Below are 20,608 nucleotides of genomic sequence, written 5' to 3'. Positions count from 1 at the left end.
ACGGTGCTGAAAACTCGCGCAGGCGGTTCGTCGCCACTTTTCTCTGGAACTTCGTAATGGTACTTAAAAACGTTTTAATTCATTTTTAACGATTTACGGTGGCGTCTTGAACCACACCGACAGGTTTTTGCCGAACGGCGCGGGGCACCAATCCCTTCAATTCGAGAGCGACGCGTCGGCGGGAGCGCCGCCCGCTGTGGTTGCGATCCCGGACGCGCACCTTCTCTTCTCCGGCGACTTCGTTCGCGTCGGCACCGACCTGATCCTCTCGGATCAGCTCCATCGCGTCGTCGTGCCAAACTATTTCCGCGACCACGCGCGTCCGTTGCTCGTTTCCCCGGAGGGCGCGCGTCTCGATCCCGGCGTCATCGATGCTCTGACCGGACACACGCAATATGCGCAGGCCGGCGCACCCGCCGCCAGCGGCAAGGTGGTGGGCCATGTCGTCAAGATGACCGGCAGCGCGAGCATCGTCCGCAATGGCGTGACGATCGTCGTCAACGTCGGTGATGCGGTCAACCAGAACGACGTGGTGCAGACGGGCAGCGATTCGACCCTCGGTCTCGTGCTCGACGACGGCACGACGTTCAATCTGTCCGCCGGTGCGCGGTTCATGCTGAACGAACTGACCTATGATGCCAGCAGCACATCCAACAGCTCGCTGATGACGCTGGTGCAGGGCGCCGCCAGCTTTGTGGCGGGCCAAGTTGCGAAGACCGGCGATATGCGGGTGGCAACACCCAGCGCCACGATCGGAATTCGCGGCACGGCCGTGATCCTCGACGTCTCGGCGACCGACGGCAAGATTTCGGTTTCTGTCATCGATCAGCGCGACGGTCTGGTGCACGCGGTTCAGGTTTTCAATACGGCCGGCGTCCTGATAGGTACCGTCACGAGCAACGGATCGACGCTGACGCTGACGCCGACGGCGACTTTCGACGTGATTGCTCAACAGAGCAACAAGACGACGGATCAGGTCGCGCAGGAATTCGGTGCATTCCAGCAGGTGCTGAGCACCTATGATTCCGGCAAACAGCTGTTTCCAAATCTTCCCCAGCACACCGAGAACAAGGACCAGAATAACAACAATCCCAGTCCGAACAGCACGACGAAATTCGCCGGAAGCCCGCCGCTTCAACCGCCCGGCACGGAGTATCATTCCCCGACGGGGACAAGCGCCATTCCACCCTCGAGCGCGGCGCCCCCGATCGTCGTCGTCACGGTCAATCCGGCTTCCGACGCGGGCACGAACTCGCCTCCGAGCAACTCCGTCGTGGGGGAACCGATCATTGTCCCGGTCAAACTGTCGGCCGTTCCATTCGTCGTCACGCCACCGAACGTTGCGGCAATCACCTCCGGTCCGGGAGATCATATCGGCCCGGTCATGAGCGCCAATGGCGACGTCGTCTACGATCCCGACGGCGCGATCTATTTTTTCAGCCACGAGACGGGCGCGACCACCACTATCGCCTCTCCGGCGAACGGCTGGAGCTACGGTTCACCGACGATCAGCTCTGATGGTCGCTATATCGTCTATCAAGGCTCCGATGGTGGCGGGAGCTTCGTCTTCGTCTATGGCACCGATCCTTCCGATCCGGCGCGCTATCACCTGCAGACCGCGCTGGCGCCGGGAAGCGCCGCGGCCGTCAGTGGTGACGGCAGCACAATCGTCGTGCAGCAGGATGGCGGCAACGTCTCGATCTACAGTCTCGACGGCGTGCTCAAGGGAACAATCACGCCAGGGGCGGTGGGGAGCTCGGGTGCGCTCTGGAAGCCTGCCATCAGTGCCGACGGTCACCTGATTGCCTTCTGGAATTCGGATGTGGCTGCTCCAGGAGGCGGGGGCAGGCTTCTTGCCTTCGACCTGTCGACAGGTGAGCTCGCCAATATCGCCACCACCTCCGCCGGGGCGGGTACGGTCGCGCCGACCGTGAGCGCAGACGGCCGCATGATCGCCTATCAGAGCACTGATGGCACCGGTCATTCCGAGATCTATCTCTATGATCTGAGTGCAGGGGCCGTCGTATTTCACACGTCCAACGCTTCGGGCAGCAGCTATAGTCCGGTGCTGAGCCCGGACGGCCACTTCATTGTCTTCACGAGCGATGCAAGGCTGACCTCGTCCGATCAGAACGGGTTCGCCGACATCTACATCGTCGACGTCACGGATCCGGCGACCCCCTCTTATCGGCTGGTTTCAGACGGGGTGGGTACGGCGTCCAATGGCGGTGCCGCGATCAGCGCCGGCGGCCAGTACGTCGCCTTCGGCAACAGCAGCAACATCTTTTTTGCCGATCCGACCTCGGGACTTAGCGCGATCATTCTGGAGACGGCGAAGTCGTCCGACATCCTGACCGCCAAGGGATCGATTGGAGTCACGGGTGACTACACCGGCGTCGCGGTCAGCGTGACGGATCAATTTGGCGGCGCGACCCCATATTTCAGCGCCGGCTTTGACGCAAACGGGCATATCAACTGGAGCTTCGTTGAGGCGAAGAGCGACTTTGCGGGGCTGGCTTTCGGCGAAACCGCCACGCAAGAATTCATCATCAGGCTCTCTGCGGACAATGGCTTTCTAACCATCCCCGTCTTCGTGACGGTGCACGACGGCGTACAGCCTGCCATTCAGACGGCCGATGCGGCTCCGGTGGCGGCGCCTGTCACGCTGGCACAAGGACTGCAGGACAGCCCCTACGTCATCACGCCGACGACCTTGCTCATGGGCGTCGCCGACATCGACGGTCCCTCCCTGTCCATCACGTCGCTGACGATCCAGAGTGGAGGCGGCGGTCTGGTCCAGAACAGCGACCAGACGTGGACGTACACGCCGGATCCGGGATTCAGCGGCCACGTTGTCTTCGACTACACGGTCTCGGACTCGATCAAGTCCGCGGCTTCGACTGCAAGTCTCAACATCACGCTGCCGCTGGCCATTACGGCGATCAGTCCCGATAGCGGAGCCTCCGGCGATTTCATCACCAACGGCACCCAATTGTCGGTCTCCGGCAGCAATGGAGCGCTCTCGCCCGGCGAGAAGATCCAGGTCAGCAGCGACAATGGTCTCACGTGGAGTGACGTCGTTCAGGCGACAGGAACGACGTGGAGCCTGATCGATCCGAGCGTCCACAATGCGAGCTTTTCGTATCAGGTGCGCGTTGTCGATTCCGTCGGCAACACCGTCGGCTCCGCTGCACAGGCCGTCACGATCGACACGGCTCCGCCGGTGGTCACGATCGACAATTCGGACGCGCTGACCAACCAGGCCACCCAAAGAATCTCCGGGACGGTCGGCTTGGCCGATGCCGGAACCACCGTCGTCGTGTTCGACAATGCGCTGGCCGTAGGCGGTGCCGTTGTCCAGGCAGACGGCAGCTGGAGCGTGATCGTACAGCTTTCCGAGGGCGGCAATAGCTTCGTCGCCCAGGACGCGGACGTCGCCGGCAATTTGGGCCTGAGCAATACGGTCGTCCTGACGCTGGATTCGACGCCGCCGGCGGCAGTTGCATCCGTTGGGGCACTGAGCGACGACAGCGGCAACTCGGCGACCGACTTCAATACCAGCGTGACTTCGCAAACGGTCAGCGGCAGCTATACCGGTGCTTTGGCTCCGGGGGAGACGATCCAGGTCAGCGCCAACAATGGCACCACCTGGGTAACGGCGGCCGCATCGGGCGGCAACTGGTTAGCATCTGGGGTGTCGCTGTCGCCTGGCACCAACTTTCTCTCCGTTCGCACGATCGACCTCGCCGGTAACATCACGCCCGGAGCGGGACACAGCTACACTCTGGATACCGCAGCACCAACGGCAGTCGCGACGGTGACGCTGCTAAGTTCCGACAGCGGCAGTTCCTCGACCGATTTCGTCACCAACGTGCCGTCGCAAACCGTAAGCGGCACCTACACGGGCGTCCTGGCTTTCGGCGAAACAATTCAACTCAGCGCGGATGGCGGTGTGACCTGGGTCAGCGCAACCGCCAATGCAACCAACAGCACCTGGTCGGCATCCGGCGTGACGCTCTCGGCCGCCGGGAATACGCTGTCGGTCCGCACCATCGATCTTGCGGGCAATATCGCGGCCGGAAACGGCCACAGCTACACCTTCGATACCGTCGCGCCGTCCGCAGTTGCGACGGTGACGGCGCTGGGTTCGGACAGCGGCAGCTCCGCGAGTGATTTCGTCACCAATGTCGCATCGCAGACGGTCAGCGGCACCTATTCCGGCACCCTCAGTGCCGGCGAGTCCATCCAGGTCAGCGCTGACGGCGGCGCAACCTGGGTGACGGCAATCGCCAATGCGTCGAACGGCACCTGGGCAGCATCCGGAGTAACGCTGTCGGCTGCCGCGAGCACGCTGTCGGTCCGGACGATCGATCTGGCCGGCAACAGCCTTGCCGGCACCGGACATGCCTACACGCTGGATACCAGCACGCCGTCAGCGGTTGCGACGGTGATCGCACTGGGTTCGGACAGCGGCAGCTCGTCGAGCGATTTCGTCACCAATGTGGCGTCACAGTCCGTGACCGGAACGTACACGGGCACGCTGGGTTCCGACGAGTCGATTCAGCTCAGCGTCGACGGCACGAACTGGGTGACCGCAAACGCCGCAGGCGGCGTGTGGTCCGCATCGGGGGTGATCCTCTCCGGAGCAGGCAGTTTGCTGTCGGTTCGCACCATCGATTTGGCCGGCAATATTGCTGCGGGCACCGGCCACAGCTACGCGTTGGACCAGACCGTCCCGTCCGGCGGCACGCCGGATCTGATTGCGAGTTCGGATTCCGGCTCCTCCAGCAGCGACAACAATACCAATGTATCGGCCCCGACGCTGACGGTTGCGCTTGGTGCCGGTGTTGCCGTGGGCGACACGGTCGAGCTGCTGCTGAATGGGTCGTCATTTTCCCATCCTCTGGTACGAACGGTCACCTCCAGCGACATTGTGGCCCAAAGCGTCAGTTTCACGGTGAGCGCCGGTGATCTTGGACCTGACGGGCTCAAGCTGATCTCCGGTCGGTTTACCGATCTGGCGGGCAACAGCTCGACCAGCAGCCCCTTGACGATCACGCTCGACACAATCGCGCCCGTGCTTGCGATCACCAATTCGGGCGGCAACACCAACCAATCCGTGCAGACGATTGCCGGTACGGCGGATCCCGCCGATGCGGGTGCGATTGTAACTGTGCTGGATGATGGCGCTGTCGTTGGCGTCGCGACCATCCAGGTCAACGGCACTTGGAGTACCGACGTCACGCTGCACAGCGACGCCAACAGCTTGACCGCGCAAGCGACTGATGCCGCCGGCAACCAGGGCGTCAGCAACGCGGTGATCTTTGCCTTGAACACCAATGCCCCGACCGGCGGCACGCCGGACCTGGTGGCAGCCTCCGATTCCGGCAGTTCCAGCACTGACAACACGACGAACGTGACCGCGCCGACTTTCACGGTCGTGCTCGGTGCCAACATCGTGGCGGGTGATACGATCCAGCTGTTGCTCAATGGCTCGCCGTTCGCCCATCCCGTCACGCATACGATCAGTGCAGCCGATATCACCGCGCAGAGCGTGAGCTTGACCGTAACCGATGGTGATCTCGGCCCTGACGGCGCCAAGTCGATCTCGGCCAGGCTCAGCGACGGTTTCGGCAACAGTTCAACGACCGCCGCGCTGATCATTACGCTGGATACCGCTGCGCCGACGGTGAGCAGCGAGGCGATCGCCAGTGCGACGGGAGCGCAGAACAATACGCTCAATGCCGGGGACGTGGTCAGCGTCACCGTGACGTTCAACGAGAGCGTCACGGTAACAGGGACGCCGCAACTGGCACTGAACATCGGCGGCACGCCGGTGCAGGCCAATTATGCTTCCGGCAGCGGCGGCACCCAGCTGGTGTTCACCTACACGATCCAGGCAGGCCAAAACGATGCCAACGGCATCAGCCTCAACGCCAATGCCTTGAGCCTGAACGGCGGCACGATTACGGATGCGGCCGGCAACGCGGCCGCGCTGACCGCGGCCGCGGTGGCGGACAATGCCAGCTACAAGGTCGATACGGCCGCGCCGACGGTGAGCAGCGAGGCGATCACCAGCGCGACGGGCGCGCAGAACAGCACGCTCAACGCCGGCGATGTGGTCAGCGTGACGGTGTCGTTCAGCGAGAACGTCACGGTGACCGGGACGCCGCAACTGGCGCTGAACATCGGCGGGGCACCGGTGCAGGCCAATTATGCCTCCGGCAGTGGCAGCACCCAGCTGGTGTTCACCTACACGATCCTGGCCGGGCAGAACGATGCCAACGGCATCAGCCTCAACGCCAACGCGCTGAGCCTGAACGGCGGCACGATCACGGACGCCGCGGGCAATGCTGCCGTGCTGACCGCCGCTGCGGTGGCCGACAATGCCAGCTACAAGGTTGATACCGCTGCGCCGACGGTGAGCAGCGAGGCGATCACCAGCGCGACGGGCGCGCAGAACAGCACGCTCAACGCCGGTGACGTGGTCAGCGTCACCGTGACGTTCAACGAGAGCGTCACGGTGACGGGGACGCCGCAGCTGGCCTTGAACATCGGCGGCACGCCGGTGCAGGCCAGCTACACCTCGGGCAGCGGCGGTACCCAGCTGGTGTTCACCTACACGATCCAGGCAAGCCAAAACGATGCCAACGGCATCAGCCTCGACTCCAATGCGCTGAGCCTGAACGGCGGCACGATCACGGACGCCGCCGGCAACGTGGCGGTGCTGACTGCGGCCGCGGTGGCCGATAATGCGAGCTACAAGGTCGATACCGCCGCGCCGACGGTGAGCAGCGAGGCGATCACCAGCGCGACAGGGGTGCAGAACAACACGCTCAACGCGGGCGACGTGGTTAGCGTCACCGTGACGTTCAGCGAGAGCGTCACGGTGACGGGAACCCCGCAACTGGCCTTGAACATCGGCGGGACACCGGTGCAGGCGAGTTATGCCTCCGGAAGCGGCACCACCCAGCTGGTGTTCACCTACACGATCCAGGCCGGGCAGACCGATGCCAACGGTATCAGCATCGACGCCAATGCGCTGAGCCTCAATGGCGGCACGATCACGGATGCGGCCGGCAATGCCGCGGTGCTGACTGCGGCTGCGGTGGCCGACAATGCCAGCTACAAAGTCGATACCGCGGCGCCGACGGTGAGCAGCGAGGCGATCACCAGCGCGACGGGAGCGCAAAACAATACGCTCAACGCGGGCGACGTGGTCAGCGTGACCGTGGCATTCAGCGAGAGCGTCACGGTGACGGGAACGCCGCAGCTGGCCCTCAACATCGGTGGGACCCCGGTGCAGGCCAGCTACGCCGCGGGCGGCGGTAGCACCCAGCTGGTGTTCACCTACACGATCCAGGCCGGGCAGAACGATGCCAACGGCATCAGCATCAACGCCAATGCCTTGAGCCTGAACGGTGGCACGATCACGGATGCCGCCGGCAATGCGGCGGTGCTGACCGCGGCTGCGGTGGCCGACAATGCAAGCTACAAGGTTGATACCACCGCGCCGACGGTGAGCAGCGAGGCGATCACCAGCGCGACGGGAGCCCAGAACAGCACGCTCAATGCCGGCGACGTGGTCAGCGTCACGGTGTCGTTCAGCGAGAGCGTTACGGTGACCGGGACGCCACAGCTGGCCTTGAACATCGGCGGCACATCGGTGCAGGCGAGCTACGCCTCCGGCAGCGGCAGCAGCCAGTTGGTGTTCACCTACACGATCCAGACGGGCCAAAACGATGCCAACGGCATCAGTCTCAACGCCAATGCGCTGAGCCTGAACGGCGGCACGATCTCGGACGCCGCGGGTAATGCTGCCGTGCTGACCGCCGCTGCGGTGGCCGACAATGCCAGCTACAAGGTCGATACCGCCGCGCCGACGGTGAGCAGCGAAGCGATCACCAGCGCGACGGGGGCTCAGAACAATACGCTCAATGCCGGCGATGTGGTCAGCGTCACCGTGACGTTCAACGAGAGCGTCACGGTGACGGGGATGCCGCAGCTGGCCCTGAACATCGGCGGAACGCCGGTGCAGGCCAGCTACGCCTCCGGCAGCGGCAGCAACCAACTGGTGTTCACCTACACGATCCAGGCCGGGCAGACCGATGCCAACGGTATCAGCATCGACGCCAATGCGCTGAGCCTCAATGGCGGCACGATCACGGATGCGGCCGGCAATGCCGCGGTGCTGACTGCGGCTGCGGTGGCCGACAATGCCAGCTACAAAGTCGATACCGCGGCGCCGATGGTGAGCAGCGAGGCGATCACCAGCGCGACGGGGGCGCAGAACAATACGCTCAACGCGGGCGACGTGGTCAGCGTCACCGTGACGTTCAGCGAGAGCGTCACGGTGACGGGGACGCCGCAGCTGGCCTTGAACATCGGCGGCACGCCGGTGCAGGCGAGCTATGCCTCCGGCAGCGGCGGCACCCAGCTGGTCTTCACCTACACGATCCAGGCCGGGCAGACCGATGCCAACGGCATCAGCCTCGATGCCAACGCCTTGAGCCTGAACGGTGGCACGATCACGGATGCCGCCGGCAATGCCGCGGTGCTGACTGCGGCCGCGGTGGCCGATAATGCGAGCTACAAGGTCGATACCGCCGCGCCGACGGTGAGCAGCGAGGCGATCACCAGCGCGACGGGAGCGCAAAACAATACGCTCAATGCCGGCGACGTGGTCAGCGTGACCATGGCATTCAGCGAGAGCGTCACGGTGACGGGAACGCCGCAGCTGGCCCTCAACATCGGTGGGACCCCGGTGCAGGCCAGCTACGCCTCGGGCAGCGGCAGCAGCCAGCTGGTCTTCACCTACACGATCCAGGCCGGGCAGACCGATGCCAACGGCATCAGCATCGACGCCAACGCGCTGAGCCTCAACGGCGGCACGATCACGGACGCCGCCGGCAACGCCGCGGTGCTGACCGCGGCCGCGGTGGCGGACAATGCCAGCTACGTCGTCGACACCGGTTCGCCGACGGAATCCGTCGCGATTTCGTCCGTCGCCGGAAGCTCGTCTTCGACCAGCACCGCGATCATCGTGACGGGGACGAATGGCACGCTTGCGCTTGGCGATAAAGTCCAGATCAGCACGGACAACGTGATATGGACGGATGTTGTCCGGAACGGCTTGACCCGGTGGACCTTCACGGACAGCACGGTCCGAAGCGCGAATTTCACATATTTCACGCGTGTGGTCGATTCGGCGGGCAACGTTGGCGCGACGGCGGCGATACCGATACTGGTGGCCAGCGGCGGCGCCAGCGTCCCGATGGGCCCGGCAGGCGGTGTCGTCGAGTTCACCGGATCCGGCGGCACTTTGCAGATCGGTGCGGCTGTCACTGCAACGATCAATGCCATTTCGATCGCGAGCGGGCCGGTTGCGATCGGCGGAAGCGGCAACATCACGACCAGCGCGGGCGATGCGATCGACCTCTATGCGACCGGTGCAAGCGCGGGCAATCCCGCAAACCTGACCGTCAATCCCACGGGCCAGATCACCGGAGCTGAAAGCGGCATCTCCGTGATTCAGAATGCCGCCGGATCAATCACGGTCACGACGTCGGGGACGGTGGTCGGCCAGGCGGGCAGGGGCATCCTTGCTCAGCAGAACGCGACAGGCACGGGCAATATCCTGATCAACGGATCAGGCAATGTGACAGGGACGGGTGCCGCGTTCAGCGGGATCGTCGCCGTCAACCTCAATTCCGCGAACAACAACGATATCACCGTCAGCCAAAGCGGAAACGTCACGGGCGGTCACGACGGCATCCGTGTTCAGACCAATGGCAACGGCAATATCAGCGTAACCACGGCACCCAATCCGCTCGAGGCGACCGCGCAGATCATAGGTTTGACGCTCTACGGTATCGAGGCGCAATCCAAGGGGACCGGCAATATCCAGATCACGACGGGCACCGGCACGGTTGTCACGTCAGGTGGCGTCGGCATCAACGCGTACAACGAAGCGGTCTCGCTGCCCAAGGTCGGCGGCGTGATCGCAAGCTCGATTTCGGTCAATGCGAGCGGCGTGATCAACTCGGGTACGGTCCTGACCGGACAGGGCAGCCGTCCAGCCGGCATCCTCGCCGGCTACAAGGGCGGCACGACCAATACGGTCAATGCCAACGTGTTCGGCAACGTGTCCATCACCAACACCGGCACCATCAATGCGGCGGGTGGCGACGGCATCCGCGGCTATAATTTCGGGCCTGGCAACGTTTTGATCAGCAATTCCGGGACCATCATTGCCAGAGATGTCTATGGCATCGTCGGTTCAAGCAACAGCACCGGCAATGTTTCGGTCACGACGACTGCGAGCTCCAGCATCACCTCGGGGTCGCACGGTATCCTCGCGATCAATCAGGGCACTTCCATTTCGCAGAGCCTGGGCTCGACCGTCACCGTCACGGCCGCCGGCACGATCAACTCGGGTGTGCATCTGTCGGCCGGAGGTGCCCAGCCCGCGGGCATTTCCGCCGGCTACTATGGCAGCAACGGCACTTCAAACCCGAACATCAACGGCTCGGTCCTTGTCGACAATGCAGCCAATATTTCGGCGAGAGCGGGCTATGGCATCATTGGCTTCAATGTCGGCTACGGCAACATCACGATCATAAACAGGGCCGACAAGTCGGTGAGCGGAGCGCAATTCGGCATCTTCGCCGGCTCGTCCGTCAACGGCACCGCGTCGCCTTCCAATGTTTCGATCAGTGTCGAAGCCAATTCGACGCCTACGGCTGCCGCGGTAACTGCAAGCTCGCTCATGGGCCTTGCCGCCATCAACGCCAACAACACAAGCGGCGGCAATATCACAATCACGACCGGCGCCAATGACCAGTTCGTGTCCGGCGGCTATGGCATCAACGCCAATTCGGCGGCCGTCAGCGTCGCATCCGGAGCTCAGATATCGGTCACCACGTCGACGGGAACGATCAGTTCGGGCTTCAACTTCTTCTCGGGCGGCGGCACGCCTGCCGGCATCTCGGCCGGCTACTCGGTCCTCTCGCCGGCCAACATTCACGGTAACGTGGTTCTGGACAACGCGGCGGCTGTCACCGCGGCTTCGGGGTCGGGAATCAATCTCTACAACAACGGCAATGGCAGCATCAGCGCCACGCTGCGGCCGACGTCGTCTGTCATCGCGGCGCAGGGGGCCGGTGTCACGGCATTCTCCGCCGCGGGCGGCAGTATCACGATCAACAACCAGGGCACCATCAGCGCGGCGGCGATCGGCGTTTCGGTCAACAATGGGTCAAGTGCGTCGGTCAATGGGTTGATCTCCGTTTCCAATTCCGGAACGATCAGCGCGCCCGGTGTGCCGTTCATGCCCGTCGTGACGATCGGCAACGGCAACAGCACCCAAACCGCGACGGTTTCCAACGCCGCAGGCAAGTCGATCGTCTCCACTCTTTTTGGTCGCACGACCAACAACGTAGCCATTTCGTTCTTCACCGGCAATGGGTCGGTCACCAACAACGGCACGATCACCGGCAACATCAACTTCAACGCTAGTGGCAGCTTCAGCAACGCGCTCGGCGCAACCTGGAATACCAACGGCTGGAACTCCTTTGGCGGCGGCACGAATGTGATCAGCAATGCCGGCATCATCAGTATGCTCGGCCTTGCCACCTTCTTCAGCCCAAGCGCAATTCAGGTGTGGAATACCGGCTCCATCCAGATCGGGGCGAACAGCTCGGCGCAGATCTTTGCCAATGTGAGTAACGCTCCGGGCAATCCGGTCGGGCCCACCGGCACAATAACCCTGGGCGACCGCTCGGCGCTCGAGCTCGGTTCCTCGGTCGACGCCACACAGACGATCAGTCTGACCGGCCGCGGGCTGCTGACGCTGGACAATCCCGCTGCAGTCACCGCCCCGGTCAACTTCAATTCAGATCCCAACAATCCAGATCCCAATCAGAGGAGCAATATCGGCTCTGTCATCACGGTGCAGGGCGCCAATTTCGCTGGCCCAACGATGACTGTCAGCGCCGCCCAGAGTTATTTTAATGCGACGGGCACGGGATTGGGCAGCGGACCTTCACAAGATGTGTTCGACGTGCTCTCAGCGAACCGTCTGGTGCTGGTACCCCAGGTGGGCTTCGGCACGACAATGGTTCCGGCTGGCCCCACACTGCCGACCACCATCGCTCCAGTTGCACCGGTGAACGGCTACAGCGTCTATATCCTCGACGGCGTTCAAATCAGCGGCAACACGGGCTCTGGCTACAATCTCAATGCGACGGACAGCCTCAATCCGGCCCATAGCACTGCTGCCAACACTTACGCGCTCGTCGTTAATTCGAACTCGAGCGTCTCGGTGACTGGACCATCCACCAATTCCGGCCTGCGCGTTGGAACGGTAGGCGCCAGCGGCGCGATCATCAACGCGGCAACTGTGTCCGGAGGCGATTTCGGCATCAACGTCAATCTCACCAACGCGCCGAGCAGTGGCAGCGGAAATGCCGACGTCGTCGACTACGGTAGCGTCACTGGCGGACAGTCGGCCATCCAGGCCCTGACGTGGAACGGCAATGTCAATGTCGTGGTCGGGCCCGGCGCAACGCTGACCGGTACGCTCGCGTTCGGAATTGTCGCCAATGCCAATGGCGGCGGCGGCGTCAGCATTGTGACGTCGAATGCCGCGCCGTCCAATGTCACGACCATCAGTTCCGGAACTTCGGGCATTGTTGCGATCGCGCGGCAACAAACATTCACGTCTTCCGGTGTCCAGGTCTACAACGCCGCAAACATCACGAGCGGCAACAATGGCGCGGCCAACGTCGTGGGTGCCGGGGTGTCCGGTATCCGCGCGGGTATTCTCAACAACAACACGTCTCCTGCGCAGAACTCGCCGAACCTGCAGATCACGGGCGATGTCATCATCGAGTCTCGCGGCAGCATCACTGCGAAGTACGGTGATGGCCTTCACGCTTTCAACTACGGGTCCGGGAATGCCTCGGTGACGCTGGGGACAGGCCAGACGATCACGGCAACCGCTGCCGGGGTCACCAATGATGGTGTCAATCCTGCGACCAGTGACGCCCAATACGGTATCTTCGCCTACACTTATGGCGATGGTAGCACGCTGGTGAATACGGGCTACAACAGCACGATCACCTCGGGCAGCACCGGCATCAACGCCGGTAACCAGGCCATCTCCACGTCTCCAGGCAGTACCAGCACGGTGTCGGTCTATAGCCAGGGGTCAATTTCATCGGGCAGCAATCTCCACAATTCTGGCAGCGCGCCGTCTGCCATTCAGGCCGGCTACAATCCTGGACTGCAGGGCGTGTTCAATTCCGCCGTCAAGGGCGATGTCATTGTCAACGCTGCAGCGTCCGGCACGTCGACCATTTCCGCGGCAGCGGGCGCGGGCATCAGCGCCTACAACTATGCCGTCGGCGATATCACCGTCACGGTCGGCACGGGTGTTTCGATTCAGACGCAGACGCCCGCAACGTCGTCTTCGAGCGGTAATGCCCCTTATGGCATCGCAGCGACCAATCGTGGCCCGGGCAACATTCTTGTCGTCGTAAGCTCGTCATCGACGTCCCCGTCCTCGATCAATTCCGGCAGCAGCGGCATCAATGCCGTCAATGACGCAAATCCGACGGCGGGTTCAGATCTGGCCAATTTGTTCGCCGCCAATGTGGCTGCTGGTCAACCTGCTGTGGTCGCGGTGACGGCAGCCGGCACGATCACCGCCGGCGGATTGTCCACCAACAGTGGCGGCACGCCATCCGGTATCGCCGCCGGCTTCTTTGCCCCGGTGAGCGGAGCCGGGCATCCGAACCAATATGTCAGCGGCAACGTCTTCATCAACAACGCGGCGGTCGTCTCCGCCGCCGGCTTCGGCCTGCAGGGCTACAATTTCGGTTACGGCAATATAACGATCAACGACGCCACCGGCGCCAACATCACGGCGGGCTCAAATGGCATCTACGCCCACGCCGATGGCGGGTTCACCGATCCGGTAACGGCGAGCGCGCTGGCCCGTGACATTGCCGTCACCGTCTATGCCAACACGACCATCACCGCCGGCTCCGCAACGTTCAACAAGGCTTACGGTATCCTCGCCCTGAGCACTAACGCCGGCAGTATATCGGTGGTCACGTCGACGGGAGATACGATCGACTCCCACCAAGGCGGCGCCGGCATCAACGTCGTCAACGAGGCCACGAGCATTGCGCCGTCGTTCAACAGTTCGGTGATTGTGACGAACGCGGCCTCCATACACTCGGGCATCGGCACCACCGGATTCGGCAGCCAGCCGGCCGGTATCCTCGCGGGCTATATCGGCCAGACGACGGACCCCAGTCTGAACCTTCCGCCAAATCCTGCAAACTACAACGTCTATGGCGAGGTTGACGTTTACAACTCCGGCGATATCACCGCAGATGCGGGCGATGGCATCAGGGCCTACAACTACGGCGTCGGCGATGTCGATGTGAACAATTTTGGCGGAACCATCGTCGCCTTGGGCGGTGCCAGCCCGCCGAACGGAACGGGTGTCGGCATTCTCGCGCAGAATTTCGGGCCGGGCAGCATTCATGTGACGACCTCGGCCACGACCTCGATCACGTCCGGTAGCTCCGGCATTGCTGCGGTCAACAAGGCGACCACGGCAGATCCGCTCAATTCCAGCGTGGTCGTGCCGGCGACGTCTGAGGTCTTCGTGAATGCGTCCGGCACGATCCACTCGGGAACGACCCCGACGGGCACCGTCGCCGCCGATCCCGCCGCAGGTATTCTGGCCGGCTACAATCCCAACAATCAGAACACGGCGAACAATGCGGTCCACGGAAATGTCGTGGTCCACGACCACGCCACGATCATCGCGCCGACCGGAACCGACGGCATCCGCGCGGTGAACTATGGCGTCGGAGACATAGCTGTTACGGTCGAGTCGGATTCCCGCGTGTTCGCGGGCCGGTACGGTGTTGCGGCGTTCGGCTTCGATGGCGGCGATGTGAGCGTCACGATCGACGGCTCGGTGATGGGTGGCACGGCGGGGCTCGACGTCACCACGACCGGCACGGGCATGGTTACCATCGACAATGCCGGCGTCGTTGAGGGTATCGTCCTCGGCTACAACGCGACGTTCACGAACGAGGCGGGGGCGGACTGGCAGTTCAGCGGCGCCAGCGCGTTCACTGGCACCAGCACGCTCTCGAATGCCGGCACGATTGAAAGCGCCGGCACGTCGTCGATTATGGGGCTGGCGGGCTTCACCAATACCGGAACGATCGCGGTGGAATCCGGCAGCCTGACCATCGGCACCGCGGTAACTGGCGGCGGCGCGGCGGTCATCTATAGTTCTTCCCTTGTGTTCAGCGCGGCGTCGGACGCCAACGTTGCATTCGACACCGGCACGAGCACGCCCGGAACTCTGGTGCTTGCCGATGCCGCTCATTTCACCGGCACGGTCACCGGCTTTGCACTTGGAGACGCGATCGATCTCGTCGGGATCGCTCCTGCGAATGTCAGTGTGTCCAGTTCGGGTGGTCTGCACGTCGATTTCGGCGTCGGCTCGTTCGCTCTCACCGGCGGCTACGATCCGGCCGGCTTCCTCATCGCTTCTGACGGGCAGGGGGGTACGAATGTCAGCTGGAATCATCAGGGGCCTGTCATCGATACCAGCCAGCTGTCCGTCAACTTCAACAGTGGCACGTACACCGTGAGCGGGATTCAGGTGACCGACAGCGACCCGAGCGTTCCGACCGCCCCCGTCGTGACTTACACGCCCGGCGCTACGCCACCCGCGTACGAAAAGGTGGCGCTGACGATGTCGGACGTCGCCGGCGCCACTCAAACCGTGAATTTCATCTTCCAGAATGGCACCGGGTCGACCGTGCAGGGCACCTCCGGCAACGACGTCATCTTCGCCGCAAGCGGCCAGGACGTGCTCACCGGCGGCGGGGGACGGGACCAGTTCGTGTTTGCGTCTGCCGCTTCGACGCCCGTCCAGCACACGATCACCGATTTTGCGGAGGGTATCGACAAGCTCGACGTTCGTCAGTTCGCGAACGTAACCTGGGCTTCGGCGGCGGACAGCCCCAACGATACGGTGGTGACGCTGGATGCCAACGACTCCATTCTGCTCAAGAATATCGTGGCGTCAAACCTCAAGGCGACCGACTTCTTCCATGTGTAGTCGGCCCTAACAGGAGGTGGACTGAACTGAATGCGTGACGTAGAGGCCTTGTTGAATTCGCTCATCGATGTCGATCGCGGCACGATGATCTCGGTGTTGTCCATGGAGGTGCAGACGGCCACAAAGCTCGCAATGAGTGGGCACCAGCGCACTGCCTGGCAGCGCGCGAAGAGGCGAAGCGCCATCGAGCACGCTGCCCGTCTCACGCATATCCTGGCCTATTTCAAATCTGGGGAAACGCCGCCCGGTATGTCGGAGGAAGATCGCCGGCTTTGCAGCAGCCTCGTGGAGAAGCGCAGCCTGTAGGTTGGACGGGTGATCCTGTCTGGAAGACATTTTCTGAAGAGTTGGTCGCCATGAATGAAAACGACGCCCTCTTGCTGGATCTTGCGATCGGCAGCCGCTTCCGGGTGAGGTCCCTCGGCAAGCATAGCAAGCGTTTGGACGGGAAGACGGGACGAGTGGTCGGCTTTGCCCACACCAAGAACGCGCTGCGGGTCATTCTGGACGGACACAAGCATCCGCAAACGCTGCATCGCAGCTATCTTGAACCGCTGGTCGAGACCGCGTCCTGAGGCGGCCCGCCCGCGCCGGCACCGTTTCAGTTGGACTCGATCGGAGCGATCAGGTCGACGATGCGGAGCAGGCCCTGGCAGACACGCCAGATGCAGCCGGTGCCGAGAAACAGTTCGGTCGCTGCGTTCATGTCGCCAAACTGGAGGTGATATCCATTGGCGATCACGTTGATGGATATCCGGATGCCATTCGTGCCCACCAGCTGGGTGCGCGCCGTATGGACCGCTTCGACCAGCCGCCGCCCGAACTCCCTGGCATCGTCGAGATCCAGCGCTGCGAGCCGCGGTGGCGTGCGCGCCTGGTTGAACGGATACACGGCGTCGATGAGGATGGTGTGGCCGTCCGATTGCAACAGCAGCTGGCTGACCGACTTTCCGGCCGGAAACAGGAAGCATCGCTCGTCGAGGTCGATCTTGATCTCGTACTTCGGCCGCAACTCTGCAATGATCCGGGGGGCGGGATTGATACTCATCGTGCTGCAATGCGAATTGACCGTAACATGGCTTTATCCTAGGTCGCTCGTGTGGAAGCGGCAAGGCGGATGCGTCAAGGTTAATCCATCGCCCGATCTTCGGGCGACCGGTGGAGGTGTTATCCCAGGCCGCCCTGGGCGGTATAGTCGGCGCACAGTTGGGCAAGAGGGGCGAGCAGGGCCCCAACCATATTTCGGGGCATTGGGCCAATGGCGATCAGGATTGCGGCGGTGAGTTCCGCCACCATGTCGGACGACAAGAAGGAATTCATTGTCCAGACCACAGGCAAATATACCGGTGCACTGGAGCTGAGACTCGCCAATGACTGCGTCGATGATCTGATCGCGGCGCTGACAAAGGTGCGAGGCGGTGCGCAGCCGGCGGCGTCAAATGGTGGGGGACCGGCCTTCGCCGCCGAAGTAGCCGCCCCCAGTGCTGAAGCCGCGGCGCGGACCAAACCGGGCGCGACCGACAAGGCCAACGAGGTGAGGTTCGAAATCCCCAAGAACTGCACGATTTCCGCGGACACCAGCGGCCGCGGCCTTGTGCTCTTCATCCTCAATCACCGGCTGGAACGGCAGGCCGGTTACGCGTTCTCGCCGGACGCTGCGAAACAATTGGCCGGCGGGCTCACCAAGAGCGCCGATGCGTTGCTGGCGCAGCGGGCGGTGCCCAAGAACTAGATGTCCCCCGTGGGCGTTGGCGCCGCGCCGCTTAAAATCCGTTACGGCAAGAATTTACGATGATAAATATCGCCATCACCCTCAGCATTCGTCCGAAATGGCCCGAGATCGCCGATCACTTCGCGGTCTGGTCGCAGGGCCGCGAGATCGGCAGGATCCGCCACGCGCGCGATGCGAGCGGGCCCGATCGTTCGTGGGAGTGGTTCGTCCTGATCCCGATGGGCCTTCCGGCCTGGGCGCGGGGTGAAGCGCAGGACAGGGACATGGCGATCAGGGCCTTCAGCGCGGCCTGGGGCAGACTGCTGAAGGAAACGCAACCCGAGCGGATGCAGCGCGCGTGGGAGCTGCACGGCGCGGCGCAGTCGAGGGGGGCGTTCGATGGCCGTCCCCCCGGTCGTAGCAGAGAGCTGAAGGCAGGCTGATCCTTCGGCACATCCCGGCCCCGCCGAAGGTATTTACCAACCTTCGACATTGACCGTCTTGCCAAGATTTCCCGATCATAGCCCGATTGGTAAGCATTACTTTCCCTACAAAACATTGCATAAATGGTAAATAATTGCTTAAAGTTCCCTATTGGGCTCGTTCGGGCAGGGCTGTTTTGATTAGTTTTCGTATTCAGAAGTTTGCGTAGGCTGGCCACGCGTGTGCGCGTGAGCCGGCTTTTTTTGTTGCGCAACTGAAGATTGCGAACAGACCCCTCTGCCCGAGTAGCTTCGAAAAAGTTTTGCTGCAAGTTTTTTTGGAGGGCAGGGCATGGCAACGTTCAAATACGATCCGTCGACCGGCACGTACACCTACGTCGACGACTCTTCTCTCGCGAGCTTCGGCACTTCAGCGAACATTTCCGTAAGCACTGACCAGCCAGACTATGCGCCGTACTCGACGGCGACGTTCACCGCATCGAATGTCACGGTCGGTGGGACGGTTGAGTTCATGGTTGCTCATGACACTCCTGGTCCCGATGGCATCGTCGGTACGGCGGACGACGTAATAGCCCAGGATCTGACAGGCACCACGCAGCCCTGGTTTGTCGTCGATGGCGGTTCGGGCGATCTTGACGGTCTCGTAAACGGCACCGTCGTGACCTCGTGGTATGTCAATCCCGATGCAGCCAACCAGTCTTTTCTGCTTTCAGCAGTCGATCAAACCACGCAGGCCGTGGCGACGACGAGCTTCACAGATAAAGCAAGCGCGCAGCTGGACGATTGGAGCGATGGAAAGGCGCCCGATGCCATCGGAGGCAATGAAAATTGGGGCAACGGAGACCTGAATACGAACAATTCGCACTATTTTGAAGGCGATACGGTTCCGTTCCGCGCTACCTTTGCTGGCCTTGTTGCCGGCCAGACCTACACTATTACGCTCAGTTACGATACGACGAAGAGCGGCAAGCACGCGTTCGACTATTTGACCACCTATAACGCCACGCTGCCGGCGGGTCATACCGCGACCGAAGCCAATCCGGACCCGACGATCGGGACGGCATTCACGGAAAGCGGCGCGCACGACACCTTCGCCATCCCGACTGATGCCAAAGTAACTGCCGGAGCTAACGGGGTCATTGGCGGAGGCGATGACATCACGCAACAGCCCGGCGTCTTCACCATGTGGGGCGGCGATATGACCGCCACCTCCGGCTATACGTTGTCGGGCGCCTATAGCGGAGATAGCGACACCTCTGTCACCATCACATTCACAGCGAGTGCTACCACCGCCGTACTGGCCTGGGGCGCGCATATCGCGACCGAGGCTGACTGGGGCGTAGGTTCGGCAGCCTTCAACATCAGCGGATCGCCGTACCATATGGCCCTCCTGGCCACCGATACGGTCAGCGCCTCCAAAGCAGACCATCAAATGCAAGCGGCCGTGGTTCTCACTCCACCGCAGCCGTCGGATACGGTGACGAAGGAGGTGTTGAGCATCACCAGCACTGACGGTGTTGCGGGCACGACGGTTGTCGATCATGCCGGCGATATCATCAACTATGCGGTTACGGTCACGAACACCGGAAACCAGGCGCTGCACGTTACGTCGGTGACGGATTCCCTCCCAGGGGTAAACCTCACGCTGTTCAGCGGCGACACCGATAACGACAACCTGCTCGATACGTCGGAAGTTTGGGTTTACCACGGCAGCTACACCGTGACGCAGACCGACATGAACAATGGCGCCGTCGGCGGCGGCGCTCCCGGTTTCGTCCACAACGTCGCCACGGTGACCACCCAAGAGACCGGTCCGCTGAGCGGCGAGGCGAATACCCCGATCACACAGAGCCCGAACTTCACGATCGCCAAGGATGTGAGCTCGGTGACGGGAGGGACGGCGGACAACAAAGCCGACAGCGCCGGCGACGTGATCAACTACAACATCGTTCTGACCAACACCGGCAACGTATCCCTGACCGGAGTAACGCTGAGCGATCCGTTCGCCACCACGGTGAGCGGGACGCACACCGACACCGGTTCGGGCACTCATGGCGACAACGTGCTCGATGTCGGCGAGATCTGGACCTATACCGCCACCCATACGGTGACGCAGGCCGAGATGAATGCCGGGACCAACCTGGTCAACCTCGCGACGGCCGACACCGACCAGACCGGCGCCAAGAGCGACGACGCCTCCACGCCGGTGCAGCAGAACCCGTCGCTGACGATCGACAAGAACACGTCGGACTCGACGGTCGACCATGCCGGGCAGGTGATCCACTACACGATCGA

The 20,608-nt window shown here is 62.6% G+C and carries 7 protein-coding genes; 6 read left to right on the top strand and 1 reads right to left on the bottom strand.

Annotated features, from left to right (window positions below; genetic code table 11):
- The first annotated feature begins 196 nt into the window (after window positions 1-196).
- From JQ635_RS15735 to JQ635_RS15725, 3 genes are read left to right on the top strand one after another with little or no spacing between them, the layout of a single operon-like run.
- A complete protein-coding gene (locus tag JQ635_RS15735) occupies window positions 197-16,159 on the top strand; it encodes an Ig-like domain-containing protein (RefSeq protein ID WP_211410754.1) in 15,963 nt (5,320 codons plus the stop codon).
- A gap of 30 nt (window positions 16,160-16,189) precedes the next feature.
- Window positions 16,190-16,465 carry a hypothetical protein gene (locus tag JQ635_RS15730; protein WP_211410753.1) on the top strand — a complete coding sequence of 92 codons (276 nt, stop codon included), beginning with the start codon at window positions 16,190-16,192 and terminating at the stop codon, window positions 16,463-16,465.
- Window positions 16,466-16,515: 50 nt separating this feature from the next.
- On the top strand, window positions 16,516-16,734 hold the full coding sequence (locus JQ635_RS15725) for a hypothetical protein (RefSeq protein ID WP_211410752.1): 219 nt from the start codon (window positions 16,516-16,518) through the stop codon (window positions 16,732-16,734).
- Window positions 16,735-16,760: 26 nt separating this feature from the next.
- Here the strand turns inward: JQ635_RS15725 and JQ635_RS15720 are convergent, their stop codons facing one another.
- The gene (locus JQ635_RS15720) at window positions 16,761-17,207 is read right to left on the bottom strand and encodes a hypothetical protein (RefSeq protein ID WP_211410751.1); all 447 of its coding nucleotides are present in this window, start codon (window positions 17,205-17,207) and stop codon (window positions 16,761-16,763) included.
- Window positions 17,208-17,438: 231 nt separating this feature from the next.
- Here JQ635_RS15720 and JQ635_RS15715 point away from each other — a divergent pair, with 231 nt between their 5' ends.
- From JQ635_RS15715 to JQ635_RS15705, 3 genes are all read left to right on the top strand, one after another.
- The gene (locus JQ635_RS15715; protein ID WP_211410750.1) at window positions 17,439-17,891 is read left to right on the top strand and encodes a hypothetical protein; all 453 of its coding nucleotides are present in this window, start codon (window positions 17,439-17,441) and stop codon (window positions 17,889-17,891) included.
- Window positions 17,892-17,950: 59 nt separating this feature from the next.
- Window positions 17,951-18,313 (top strand): hypothetical protein, encoded by a 363-nt coding sequence (locus JQ635_RS15710; RefSeq protein ID WP_211410749.1) that lies wholly within the window; start codon window positions 17,951-17,953, stop codon window positions 18,311-18,313.
- 331 nt (window positions 18,314-18,644) lie between these two features.
- Window positions 18,645-20,608: DUF7507 domain-containing protein (locus tag JQ635_RS15705; RefSeq protein ID WP_211410748.1), on the top strand; the 1,964-nt coding region annotated here is incomplete at its 3' end.

This window comes from Bradyrhizobium iriomotense (genome assembly GCF_018130765.1).
Classification (GTDB): domain Bacteria; phylum Pseudomonadota; class Alphaproteobacteria; order Rhizobiales; family Xanthobacteraceae; genus Bradyrhizobium; species Bradyrhizobium iriomotense_A.
This window is presented reverse-complemented; position numbering and strand designations above follow the sequence as displayed.

Coding starts and splice junctions, on each gene's coding strand:
- JQ635_RS15720 (WP_211410751.1), bottom strand. CDS start 17,207: ATGAGTATCAATCCCGCCCCCCGGATCATTGCAGAGTTGCGGCCGAAG.
- JQ635_RS15710 (WP_211410749.1), top strand. CDS start 17,951: ATGATAAATATCGCCATCACCCTCAGCATTCGTCCGAAATGGCCCGAG.
- JQ635_RS15725 (WP_211410752.1), top strand. CDS start 16,516: ATGAATGAAAACGACGCCCTCTTGCTGGATCTTGCGATCGGCAGCCGC.
- JQ635_RS15730 (WP_211410753.1), top strand. CDS start 16,190: ATGCGTGACGTAGAGGCCTTGTTGAATTCGCTCATCGATGTCGATCGC.